The organism is Eudoraea sp. (assembly GCF_049669105.1).
GTDB lineage: Bacteria > Bacteroidota > Bacteroidia > Flavobacteriales > Flavobacteriaceae > Eudoraea.
Genome location: NZ_JBATKE010000081.1, coordinates 13,109 through 25,089, shown reverse-complemented (window position 1 = coordinate 25,089; position 11,981 = coordinate 13,109). Strand labels below are relative to the sequence as shown.

Annotated in this window: 10 protein-coding genes; 3 read left to right on the top strand and 7 right to left on the bottom strand. The window is 39.6% G+C overall.

The features are described from left to right. Nucleotides 1–32: 32 nt before the first annotated feature. Complete coding sequence (locus WBM60_RS06885; protein WP_424259852.1) at nucleotides 33–1,541, top strand: sulfatase-like hydrolase/transferase; 1,509 nt, start codon at nucleotides 33–35, stop codon at nucleotides 1,539–1,541. Between the two features lie 84 nt (nucleotides 1,542–1,625). Here the strand turns inward: WBM60_RS06885 and fucP are convergent, their stop codons facing one another. From fucP to WBM60_RS06850, 7 genes are all read right to left on the bottom strand, one after another. After that, complete coding sequence (gene fucP, locus WBM60_RS06880) at nucleotides 1,626–2,960, bottom strand: L-fucose:H+ symporter permease (RefSeq protein WP_424282903.1); 1,335 nt, start codon at nucleotides 2,958–2,960, stop codon at nucleotides 1,626–1,628. A gap of 21 nt (nucleotides 2,961–2,981) precedes the next feature. Beyond that, on the bottom strand, nucleotides 2,982–3,782 hold the full coding sequence (locus WBM60_RS06875) for an SDR family oxidoreductase (RefSeq protein WP_424277413.1): 801 nt from the start codon (nucleotides 3,780–3,782) through the stop codon (nucleotides 2,982–2,984). Nucleotides 3,783–3,848: 66 nt separating this feature from the next. Continuing rightward, nucleotides 3,849–5,294 carry a tagaturonate reductase gene (locus WBM60_RS06870; protein WP_424282902.1) on the bottom strand — a complete coding sequence of 482 codons (1,446 nt, stop codon included), beginning with the start codon at nucleotides 5,292–5,294 and terminating at the stop codon, nucleotides 3,849–3,851. A gap of 43 nt (nucleotides 5,295–5,337) precedes the next feature. Beyond that, nucleotides 5,338–6,990: a UxaA family hydrolase gene (locus WBM60_RS06865; protein WP_424277411.1), complete on the bottom strand. Its 1,653-nt coding sequence runs from the start codon at nucleotides 6,988–6,990 to the stop codon at nucleotides 5,338–5,340. Between the two features lie 13 nt (nucleotides 6,991–7,003). Beyond that, nucleotides 7,004–7,672 carry a bifunctional 4-hydroxy-2-oxoglutarate aldolase/2-dehydro-3-deoxy-phosphogluconate aldolase gene (locus WBM60_RS06860; protein ID WP_424262658.1) on the bottom strand — a complete coding sequence of 223 codons (669 nt, stop codon included), beginning with the start codon at nucleotides 7,670–7,672 and terminating at the stop codon, nucleotides 7,004–7,006. A 17-nt stretch (nucleotides 7,673–7,689) separates the two neighbouring features. Continuing rightward, nucleotides 7,690–8,730, bottom strand: a complete 1,041-nt coding sequence (locus tag WBM60_RS06855; protein ID WP_424277410.1) for a PfkB family carbohydrate kinase — start codon at nucleotides 8,728–8,730, stop codon at nucleotides 7,690–7,692. A gap of 22 nt (nucleotides 8,731–8,752) precedes the next feature. Beyond that, entirely contained in the window at nucleotides 8,753–9,766 is a 1,014-nt protein-coding gene (locus WBM60_RS06850) for a zinc-binding alcohol dehydrogenase family protein (protein ID WP_424262662.1), read from the bottom strand. Nucleotides 9,767–10,035: 269 nt separating this feature from the next. Between WBM60_RS06850 and WBM60_RS06845 the strand changes: the two genes are divergently transcribed. Both WBM60_RS06845 and WBM60_RS06840 read left to right on the top strand, forming a co-directional pair. Beyond that, nucleotides 10,036–11,154 (top strand): alcohol dehydrogenase catalytic domain-containing protein, encoded by a 1,119-nt coding sequence (locus WBM60_RS06845; RefSeq protein ID WP_424277409.1) that lies wholly within the window; start codon nucleotides 10,036–10,038, stop codon nucleotides 11,152–11,154. 8 nt (nucleotides 11,155–11,162) lie between these two features. Next, entirely contained in the window at nucleotides 11,163–11,957 is a 795-nt protein-coding gene (locus tag WBM60_RS06840) for an alpha/beta hydrolase (RefSeq protein WP_424262666.1), read from the top strand. Nucleotides 11,958–11,981 lie beyond the last annotated feature (24 nt).

Genomic DNA, 11,981 nt, shown 5'->3' with positions numbered 1-11,981 from the left:
AGCAGTACTATCCATGAATTGAAAGAAATTACATGAAAAATTTAGCTATACTCGCCATACTGATGTTGCTTTCATCATGTGCGGAGCAAATAAAAGAGGAGAATACGAAACCCAACATTGTTTTTATTTTCGCCGATGATTTAACCTATACGGCAATTAATGCTTTTGGGAATAAGGAAATACAGACTCCCAATTTAGACAGATTGGTAAGCGCAGGGACCACCTTTAGTCATGCCTACAATATGGGTGCCTGGAACGGTGCCGTTTGTGTGGCTTCACGGGCAATGATGATATCGGGAAGAAGTGTATGGAATGCGGATAGATTCCGTCAGGAATGGCTGGTGGGTAAGGGGATGGACAAAACATGGGGTAAACTTATGGAAGGTGCCGGATACGATACCTATATGACCGGAAAATGGCATGTTGATGCTAAGGCAGAAAGTGTTTTTCAGAACGTGGTTCATGTAAGGCCCGGTATGCCCCGTGATGCATGGAAAAATGACGAAATGGTGGAAAATTTAAGAAGTATTGAAGGTACTGAAATATCTCCTGCAACGTTTATGCCTGTTGGTTACAACCGGCCGCTTGGCGAAGATGATTTAAGCTGGTCAGCCTCGGATCCTAAATATGGAGGTTATTGGGAAGGTGGAAAGCATTGGAGTGAAGTTTTAAAGGATGATGCACTTGGGTTCATCACGAATACTAAAAACAGAGATAATCCCTTTTTTATGTATCTCGCCTTTAATGCACCTCATGACCCCAGGCAGGCACCTCAGGAATACCTAGATAAATATCCTTTAGAAAATATCAGCATTCCAAAAAGTTGGATGCCTGAATATCCCTTTAAAGATAGTATTGGAAATGGTCCGGGTTTAAGAGATGAAGCTTTAGCCCCTTTTCCAAGAACGGAATATGCCACAAAAAAACACATCCAGGAATACTATGCCCTTATAACCCATTTGGATGATCAAATAGGGACCATTTTGGATGGCCTGGAAGAAAGTGGACAAATGCAAAATACCTATGTCATTTTCACGGCAGATCATGGATTGGCAATGGGCAGGCATGGGCTACTTGGCAAGCAAAGCCAGTTTGATCACAGTATCAGGGCACCTTTTATGATAATGGGGCCAGACATACCAAGGGGTAAAATAATTCCGTCAGACATTTATTTGCAAGACGCCATGGCTACAAGCCTCGAATTAGCTGGTATAACCAAACCAGAATATGTGTATTTCAATAGCGTTATGGATATCGTAAAAGGAAAACAGGACAAAGGTCATTACAATGCCATTTACGGTGCATATGTAGATTTACAAAGAATGATACGCAAGGATGGTTTTAAACTCATTGTTTATCCAAGGCTGGAAAAGGTTTTATTGTATGATATGGATCATGACCCGGAGGAAATGAATGATCTTTCTGATAAGCCAGCTTATCAGTCAAAAGTTGATGATCTTTTTCAGGATTTATTAAGCTTGCAACAAGAATTGAACGATACTTTGGATATCAGTTATATAAGAAAAAAGAGTGTTTTGTAAGAACCAGCGTGCTTAGTGATGAGTCCGGAAAAACGTAAAGATTCTATAGAAAAAATCAGTAGGAAAAATAACTCCGGGGTGTTATTATGACCAGATCTGGTTTAAATTAGTATGAACTCTGTAAGTTCTGTAACCATAGATTGCCACCACAATAAAACATATAAGTGGCAAAACAAATGAAAAATTCACTTCCGGAACGCCAAGTATTTTAATATCCGTATATCCGGAACCTCCCAAGTCCAAAATTGAACCCTGGAGAACAGGCATAATGGCACCACCCACAATGGCCATTACTAAAAAAGCTGCTCCAAACTTTGCATCTTCCCCAACACCCTCCAAAGCAATTCCGTAAATAGTTGGAAACATTACTGACATGCACAATGAAATACCAACCAGGGAATATAATCCTGTCATACCCGGTATAAAAATGGCCCCAAGTGTAAAGATTATTGCCCCCAACGCAAAATACATCAGCAATTTACCCGAACGGATATACTTTAATAAATAGGTGCCAATCCAACGTCCTATTAAAAAGAGAATCAATGCCCAATACGCATAGGTCACAGCACTTCGGTTGTCAATTCCCAAAGTCTCCGCATATTGATAAATATAGGTCCAACACATAATCTGAGCTCCAACATAGAACATCTGCGCTATTGTGCCTTCGACAAACTTTTTATTCTGAAACAAACGTTTTACTGCATTAGTCACTGAACCCCCGGCTTCTTCTTTTTCCTCAGGCATCTTTACGAGTGCGATAAGCACAAGCATGAACAATACAAACAATCCAAGAATGACGTAGGGGTTTCGCACAACCATTAAATCAGATGCTCTTATAGCTGTTTTTGCTGTTTCAGTAAGGGTATCATATATTGCATTTCCTTGCGCATCCAGGTCGTCTGACTGCAGAGAGCCCAAAATAAATGTTTGCGCTATAAATAGACCAGTTAAGGCCCCAATAGGATTAAAGGCCTGGGCCAGGTTTAATCTGCGGGTGGCTGTTTTTACATCACCCATAGATAAAATAAACGGATTTGCTGTGGTTTCAAGAAAAGCCAAACCAAAAGTCAGAATGTACAAGGCGGCAAGAAAAAAACCAAATTCCTCATAGGCGGCGGCAGGGTAAAATAACAAGGCACCAAAAGCATATAAAATCAGGCCTAAAATAATTCCTTTTTTATAGGTGTATTTTTTAACAAACATGGCCGCCGGAAAAGCCATAGTAAAGTATCCTCCATAAAAAGCCATTTGAACCCAGGATGCCTGGGTATTGTTCAATTCCAAAATCTTCTTAAAGGCAGATACCATGGGATTGGTGATGTCGTTTGCAAATCCCCATAATGCGAATAAAGAAGTTATTAATATAAAAGGGACTAACACTTGCTTAGAGACTACCGGTATTCTCTTTTCGTTTTCCATAATGGTTGTTTCCTGGCTGGTTTAGGTATTGTCTTGAGTTAATAAGGATCTATCCAGATGAACATAACCTCCATCAACAGTAATGAACTGCCCGGTAGTATGCGAGGATTTTTCAGAAATAGTAAACAAACATGTGTCTGCAATTTCCTGAGGGGTTGTCATACGGTTTTCCAATGGAATATTTTTTATGATAGACTTAAGTTTTTTGTCTCCGTTTTTAATAGATTTTATCCAGGTGTCGTATGAGGGGGTCCAGCTTTCCGCAATAATTATGGCATTTGAGCGTATTCCATATTGAATGAGGTCTACCGCCCATTCACGCGTAAGTCCCAAAACGCCGCCTTTAGCAGCGGCATAGCCCGATGTTCCTCCCTGACCTGTCAGGGCTACCTTAGATCCGATATTAAGAATATTCCCCTTTGATTCTTTTAATAAGGGTAAGGCATGTTTGACTATCAAAAAATAACTTACCATATTCAGTTTTAATGAATTCATGAATTCCTCATATGACGCATCTAATCCTACGCCATCATTTACTCCTACATTATTAATGACCACATCTATCCTTCCGTACTTTTTGGAGATAGTTTCGATGGCATTTTGAATTTGTTCCGGATCAGTCACATCTGTTTTGCAAAAGATGGCATCAATACCTTTTTCCTGAATTTCTTCAACATATTTAGAGCCTCTGTCATTCCTGTCAATAATGGCAGGAATAGCCCCTTCTTTTACCAAATTCTGCAAAATGGTTTCCCCAATGCTGCCAACCAGTCCTGCAGCTCCGGATATTACAACAACCTTGTCTTTTAACCCTAAATCCATATCCTTGAGTTTTAGATTATATCCTTATATTCTTGTATGTTTCAAATTTGGTCAGGGGCTAAAATGTTATACATTTAAAATGGCTTTTTTCATTCCTTTATTAATGATTGCATCCAGCGCCGAAGCAATTTCAATTTCCATGCCTTTAATTTTCGCTAAATTTATACTCCACAAATTTGTATTAGATAATACGCTATTAACGATTTTGGCTATGCTCTTTTCGGAACCATCTACCTGTGACCATTGGGATTTAAAAAAATCCAGTACTTCCGGATCATCAGCAAGATTAATTATTTCACCATTTCGATCCCCTTTATAGAAAGCAATCAATGCTGCAAGGGAGAATAACAAATGTTTGGGAAGCTCATTTTTTCTTTTTATGTATTCCAATACAGAAGGTAAAACCCTTGTTTTGTATTTGGAAATGGAATTAAGTGAAATACTCATTAGGGCATGTTCTAAATATGGGTTTTTAAATCTGTCCAGAACATCATTGGAGAACTTAATTAATTCTTTTTCAGGGAGGTCCAGGGTTGGGCATATTTCATTAAATATGACATTTTTTAAAAATCTACCAACTACAGCGTCTTCCAAAGATTCCCGCACCTTTTCTATCCCATACAGGTATCCAACCGGGACTAGTGAAGTATGTGCTCCATTTAATATTCGCACCTTTCTGGTTCTGTATGGTTCCATATTGTCTGTGAAAACAACATTCAATCCACATTGTGAGGCAGGAAACTCCTCTTTCACTTCTTTCAGTCCTTCAATAACCCATAAATGAAATTGTTCACCTTCAACTACTAAATTATCTTTATAACCTAATTCTTCTGTGATGACGTCTATTTTGTCTTTTGGATAGCCGGGTACTATTCTATCTACCAAGGTATTACAGAAAATATTATCTTCATTAATCCATCGGATAAATTCATTCCCCAGTTCCCAATCTACCGCATATTGAAGAATTATTTTCTTTAAGTTATCTCCATTTCGGTCTATTAATTCGCATGGAAGAATGATTAGTCCATTCTTTGAAGCACCCTTAAAAATTTGGTATCTCCTGTATAAAAGTGCGGTCAGTTTTCCCGGATAACTTTTCTGTGGGGCATCTTCTAACCGATCATCTTTATGATAGGCAATTCCGGCTTCTGTAGTGTTGGAAATGACGAATCTTAAATTCGGATTCTCAGCATTTGCCAAATAAATAGGATAATTTTCATAAGGGTTGATTGCCCTTTGGATACAATCGATGATTTGATATTCGCTCACCGCCTTTCCATTTTTAATTCCGTTTAAGTACAGGGTATACAAGCCATCCTGATCACTAAGTATTTTGCAAAGTCCATTAGCTATGGGTTGCACAACCACTACTCCTGAATCAAAGCCCACTTTTTTATTCATTTCGTGAATCATCCAATCCGCAAAAGCCCTCAAAAAATTTCCTTCCCCAAATTGTATTACCCTTTCAGGATAGGAATGGGTGGGTACTATGCTTCTGCTTAATTTTTTCAATGGTTCTTAAGTTTTTTGAGCTGCTTTGGTGCTTTTTTCAGGCTTATAATGAGATGCCTCTTTTCCATGGAATAAAATCGTTCTGTCCTTTGGTCACAGCCTTCGCCACAAGTTCCCCACTCGCAGTCGCAATCAAATACTCCAGGATTTTTTCTCCCATACTTTCAATACTATCTTCACCACTTATTACCGTACCTGCGTTAATATCTATGATATCCTTCATTTTTTCATACAAATGGGTGTTACTTGAGAGCTTTAAAACAGGGGCTATTGGATTTCCTGTTGGCGTCCCCAAACCAGTTGTAAACACTATAATATTGCATCCCGAACCAGCGAGGCCGGTTGTGCTTTCCACATCATTTCCGGGGGTACACAAGAGGTTTAATCCGGGTCTTGTAATTTTTTCGGTATAATCTAACACATCAACAACCGGTGAAGTTCCTCCTTTTTTTGCTGCCCCGGCAGATTTCATAGCGTCCGTAATAAGGCCATCTTTAATATTGCCTGGTGACGGATTGTTCTCAAAAGCGGAACCCACAGCTTTAGCCGCTGCAGAATAAGAATCCATAAGTGCTGCAAATTTTTTTGCTGCTTCATCGGTCTCACATCTATTTATAAGTTCTTGCTCAACTCCATTTAATTCCGGAAACTCTGAAAGTACGGTGGTGCCACCTAATGCGACCAATAGATCCGAAGCGTAACCCAATGCCGGATTGGCTGAAATTCCCGAAAACCCGTCAGATCCCCCGCATTCCAATCCTAAAACTAAATTCCTTAATGGAGCTGGCTTTCTTTCCAATTTATTTGCCATTGTTAATCCTATAAACGTGCGTTTTACGGCCTCTTCAATAAATTCACGTTCACTTCTGCTATTTTGCTGCCGCAGGTAAACTACTGGTTTTGAAAAGTTTGGGTCCTTTTGTTGAATCGATTTTTGCAGAATTTCAACTTCTGCGTTCTGGCAACCCAAACTTAATACGGTGGCTCCGGCTACATTTGAATTTGTAATATAACCGGCTAAAAGATTACATAGTGCTTCAGAATCCTGACGGACTCCGCCACAACCCCCGTCATGTTTTAAAAATTTTATTCCATCGACATTGGGAAAAACTCTGTTTTTAGATATTTCATCTTTGGTATGAATGATAGATGTAGCGTATATTTCTTCTTCACTCGCCCCCGAATTATACTTATTTATCAATGCCTGGGTATCCACAGCAAAATCCTTTTTGGTTATATATCCTAAAGCTTCAGACAGGGCTGCTTCCAGGACATCTACATTCCGGTTTTCACAGAATACCATGGGAATAATCAACCAATAGTTAGCAGTACCAACACTACCGTCCTCCCTGTGATACCCCATAAACGTTCTTTCTTTAAAATTTGAAACATCCGGTGCGTTCCATTTAAAGTTTTCTTTTGTGTTATTATATGCTGAGGATGCATGTTTGACATTATCAATGGTTATCGCACAACCACTGTGTATTGGCATGATAGCCTTCCCAATCAGGACACCATACATGTAGATTTCATCACCCAGACTAAAATTCTGTAAGGCGAATTTGTGTTTTGCCCTGATATTTTCCCGTAAAATAATGTTCTCACCATTGATATCTATCACGGTTCCTTCTTCAAGGTCTGTAATAGCTACGATAATATTATCCCTGGGATCTATTTGAACATATTTTTTGGACATATCTTTTGGTTAATTAGCTCCTGACTGATTTAATTATATCCAGTGTCTTTCTTACATCTTCTTCCAACTTTTTAAAATCTTTTTGTGCGAGGATTTCCTTAGATATCAATTTAGATCCCATCCCCACGCAGGTGACTCCTGCTTCGAACCACCCCCTGAGATTAGATTCTTCTGTGCTGACACCCCCAGTGGGCATAATATCTGTCCATGGAGATGGCCCTTTAATCGCTTTTACAAAACCCGGTCCATAGGTAGATCCCGGGAATAGCTTTACTATTTCACAACCCAGTTCCTCTGCCCTGGCTATTTCTGTAAGAGAACCGCAACCGGGAGACCAAAGTACTTTTCTCCGGTTGCAGACTAATGCAATGTCTTCCCGAAGAACAGGCGTGACAATAAAATTGGCCCCTAACTGCATATACAAAGAGGCTGCCCCCGCATCTGTTATTGATCCAACACCCATTATCATTCCTGGTAGTTCGGCCAGTGCAAATTTGTTGAGTTCGGCAAATACTTCATGTGCAAAATCACCTCTGGAAGTAAATTCCAGCAGTCTTGCACCGCCCGAATAGCAAGCTCTTAGTACTTTTTTGCCTAATTCTACATCTGAATGAAAGAACAAGGGTATCATCCCACTTTCTCGCATCGCCATTGCCACTTCTAATCTTGAATATTTTGCCATTGTACGTTATTAAATAATTATCTGGCTACTCTGCCTGAGGCATCACCGCCCATCAATTTTTGGACCTCTTCCACTGTTACCAAATTTGCATCTCCCTTTATCGTGTGTTTTAAACAGGATGCTGCCACTGCAAAATTTAAAGCATTCTGATCATCTTCGGGGTAGGTTAATAATCCATAGATCAAACCCCCCATAAAAGAATCTCCTCCGCCAACTCTATCGACGATATGGGTTATTTGATATTGGGGTGATTCAAACAAAGTCTTACCATCATACATTACGCCGGCCCAGGTATTGTGTGAAGCAGAAAGTGAGCCCCTAAGCGTTGTGATCACTTTTTTTGCCCTGGGAAACTTTTCCATCATTTGTTGGCAGACCGAGAGAAATGCTTCGGCCTTTACATCATGCCCCTGGGTAGTGATGTCGAGACCTTCGGGTTTAATTCCAAAATGTTTTTCAGCATCTTCTTCATTTCCTAAAATAATATCACAATAGGAGGTAAGTTCGGTCATGATTTCCTCGGGTTCAACTCCGTACTTCCAGAGCTTTGCTCTATAATTCAGGTCGGTGGATACAGTTATCCCCATTTCACTGGCTTTTTGTACAGCTTCAAGACATGCATCTGCTGCTCCCTGTGAAATGGCCGGTGTGATGCCTGTCCAGTGAAACCACCCTGCTCCTTTAAAGACCTTTTCCCAATCGATCATACCCGATTTAATTTCGGCGATGGATGAATGAGCTCTGTCGTAAATTACTTTACTTCCCCTTGATACCGCGCCTGTTTCCAGAAAATATATGCCTAACCGGTCTCCACCAAAAATAATGTCATCTACCCCAACACCTCTTTTACGCATTTCCATTAAAGCGCATTCTCCAATATCATTCTTTGGCAAACGTGTTACAAAACTAACCGGAATGCCATAATTGGCTAATGATACGGCAACATTAGACTCGCCTCCGCCATATATTATATCAAAAGAATTTGTTTGGGAAAACCGTAAAAATCCCGGGGGTGCCAGACGTAACATAATTTCCCCAAAAGTCACTACTTTTTTCATTCAAAAAATCGTTTTTAGTATCTTAAAAATTAACTGTTGCCTTTATCACGCCGTTTGTCGGCTCTAACCAACTATCGAAATGATGAATCATTTCGTCAAAGCTCACGTTATGAGTTATGAACGAATCCACAGGAAATTTACCCAGTTTTAAAATGTCTATCACATACTCAAAGTCTTCCAAGGTAGCATTTCTGCTACACATTATTGTGGCTTCTTTTGCGTGTATAGTCGGATGCTCAAATTCAATCTTCCCTTTAGATAAACCAACCAGAATATAGCGGCCACCATTAGCCATATAATTTAATCCTTTCTCCAGGGCCTCTTTATTACCGGTAGCATCAAAGACGGCAGTAGCCATCTCACCGTTAGTAATTTCTGTGATGATGTCCACTGCTGCATCACCAGCCAAAACGCTATAATCAATATCAATTTTATCTTTGGCGTACTTTAATCTTCCACAATCTACATCCATTGCAATTACCTTTGCGCCTTCGATCTGTGCAAATTTCATTATGCCTATTCCAATTGGGCCACAACCCACGACAACAATATACTCATTGGGCAGAATTTGAGCCCTTCTGATGGCATGAGCTCCAATAGCCAATGGTTCCGTAATTGCCATCTCAGCATAAGTTAATTTGTTTGCCGGGATCAAAAGGTTTATAGGCACCGAAATCTGCTCCTGCATCCCGCCATCGGTATGTACACCAAGTACCTTGAGTTCAGTACAACAATTGGTTTTTCCATTTTTACAGGCAATGCATTGTCCACAACTGATGTAAGGCATTACAATTACCTTATCACCTGCTTTGATATTTTGCTCATTTTCTTCTATTTCTATTACTTCAGCGGCCAGTTCGTGTCCTAGTACCCTGGGGTAGGTAAAAAATGCCTGTTTACCTTTATACGCATGCAAATCGGTTCCGCAAATCCCAATTTTCTTTATGCCAAGAATAGCCTGTCCTTCTACTTTTTGAGGTTTGCTTTTTTCTCTGAGCTTAAACCGACCAGGTTTTTCACATACAATATACTTCATCAATAGCTCTTCTAATTTTGAAAGGACACACGCTTAGGAACGATCTTTACTAAACTAATTCAAAAAAATTAAATAATTATTTTATTTGCCTTATAAAGTTATATAAACCAAATATAACTGAAGATGAACTCAACATTTTTGTAATTTAAGACTTTAAACAAACTTTGAGGAGACCGGTAAATTTTCTTATCTGAGCTTTCGTTAAGTATTTTTTTAGTAAATAATTTAAGCTTAAACCCTTTATTAAAGTAATGCACAACATCTAAATCATGCCTGTAAAATGCAAAGCTGCCATTGCAATGGGAAATGGCAATTTCACTATTGAAAATATCGTGGTTAATGAACCACGGGCGGATGAAGTTTTGGTAGCAATTAAGGCAGCTGCTTTGTGCCACACAGATTATGATTCATTAAATTGGGGAAAACCTCTGGTATTAGGTCATGAGGGGGCAGGCGTGGTTAAGGCGATCGGCATGGATGTTAAAGGTCTTCATGTGGGGGACTCAGTTATTTTGAATTGGGCTACTCCATGTTATAATTGTTTCCAGTGTAATTTAGGTAATCTGCACATTTGTGAAAATAATTCCCCTGTGGTGGCAGGAGCCAATGGATATACAAATGGACATGCACATTTGGAAGGAACCTTATGGAAAGACAAACCTATTGAGCGCTCTTTTAATATTGGGACTTTATCCGAATATACGCTTGTTAAGGCATCAGCAGTTGTCAAAAACACATCGGAAAGAATGTCTTTTGCATCAGCCAGTATAGTCAGTTGTGGTGTAATGACCGGATATGGATCTGTTATAAATTCTGCAAAAGTAAAACCCAATAGCTCTGTCGTGGTTTTAGGCACGGGTGGCGTTGGTTTGAGTGTTATTCAGGCAGCAAAACTGAGTAAGGCTTCCATGATTATCGCAATAGATATAAATGAACAAAGATTGGCTATGGCCAAAGAGTTTGGTGCAACTGACCTTATTCTTGCCAGTAAAGAAGATAAGGGCTTATTGAAGGCGGCTGAAGCTGTAAAGTTACTGACCGAAGGTAGGGGAGCAGATTATGCTTTTGAATGTACTGCGGTGCCGGAGCTCGGCGCAGCACCCCTGGCGATGGTCAGAAATGCCGGTACTGCGGTCCAGGTAAGTGGAATTGAAGAGGAAATTACTGTAGATATGAATTTATTTGAATGGGATAAAATTTATATAAACCCTTTATATGGTGGATGCAACCCTCAGATAGATTTTCCAAAAATCATTGGACATTACAAATCAGGTGAATTAATGCTTGACCAAATGATAACCCAAACCTACGATTTGGACCATTTGCAAGAAGCTTTTGATGATATGTTAGCAGGAAGAAATGCCAAAGGTGTTATTCTATTTGATTAATTTTAAGGATGTTCAGAACTATTGAAAAATCGGACCCGGCTTTTGAAAGCAATCATCTGAGTTTTATAACGGTAAAAACCAAAAACTTAAAAGGCAGGGGTGATATTTGTCTTTTTGTTCCTCCTGTAAAAGGCCTGAAGGACATCCCTTTGGTTGTGCTCCTTCATGGGGTATTTGGCAGCGCCTGGGCATGGTCGCAAAAGGCAGGTGTACACCTTACCGCATGGGATATGATTCAAAATAAGGAATTAGAGCCAATGGTGATAGCCATGCCCTCCGATGGACTCTGGGGTGATGGCTCAGCCTATTTGCCGCATAATGATTTTGATTTTGAAAAGTGGATTGTTGACGATGTAATCAATGCTGTTATTGATAATGTTGAGGTCTTGAGCGAAAAATCTGATTTGTACATTTCCGGGCTTTCTATGGGTGGTTTTGGGGCGCTGCGTTTAGGAATCAAATATTCCGATAAATTTAAGGCAGTTTCTGCACATTCATCAATTACCGAATTGGAGCAAATGTCTTTGTTTGTAGAGGAATCTATCAAAGATTACAAGCAGATTAACAAGCAGGACGAATCCGTTTTAGAGTTGGCACTTAGCAGAAAAGAACATTTACCGCAATTGAGATTTGATTGTGGGACCGAAGATTTACTGATTAGCCATAACCGACTTTTGCACGATCAATTAAAGAAGGCCCAAATAGCCCACGAATATGAAGAATTTGTCGGGGGACACGAATGGGATTACTGGCAGAAACACATAAAAGACAGTTTGCGGTTTTTTAATAAGTTTATCAAATAACTAAAACTATTTGTAACTTAAAAT

What these genes read in the sequence shown, in the direction of transcription:
- WBM60_RS06845 (WP_424277409.1), top strand. Translation starts at nt 10,036, where the DNA reads ATGCCTGTAAAATGCAAAGCTGCCATTGCAATGGGAAATGGCAATTTC.
- fucP (WP_424282903.1), bottom strand. Translation starts at nt 2,960, where the DNA reads ATGGAAAACGAAAAGAGAATACCGGTAGTCTCTAAGCAAGTGTTAGTC.
- WBM60_RS06860 (WP_424262658.1), bottom strand. Translation starts at nt 7,672, where the DNA reads ATGGCAAAATATTCAAGATTAGAAGTGGCAATGGCGATGCGAGAAAGT.
- WBM60_RS06875 (WP_424277413.1), bottom strand. Translation starts at nt 3,782, where the DNA reads ATGGATTTAGGGTTAAAAGACAAGGTTGTTGTAATATCCGGAGCTGCA.
- WBM60_RS06840 (WP_424262666.1), top strand. Translation starts at nt 11,163, where the DNA reads ATGTTCAGAACTATTGAAAAATCGGACCCGGCTTTTGAAAGCAATCAT.
- WBM60_RS06885 (WP_424259852.1), top strand. Translation starts at nt 33, where the DNA reads ATGAAAAATTTAGCTATACTCGCCATACTGATGTTGCTTTCATCATGT.
- WBM60_RS06855 (WP_424277410.1), bottom strand. Translation starts at nt 8,730, where the DNA reads ATGAAAAAAGTAGTGACTTTTGGGGAAATTATGTTACGTCTGGCACCC.
- WBM60_RS06850 (WP_424262662.1), bottom strand. Translation starts at nt 9,766, where the DNA reads ATGAAGTATATTGTATGTGAAAAACCTGGTCGGTTTAAGCTCAGAGAA.
- WBM60_RS06865 (WP_424277411.1), bottom strand. Translation starts at nt 6,990, where the DNA reads ATGTCCAAAAAATATGTTCAAATAGATCCCAGGGATAATATTATCGTA.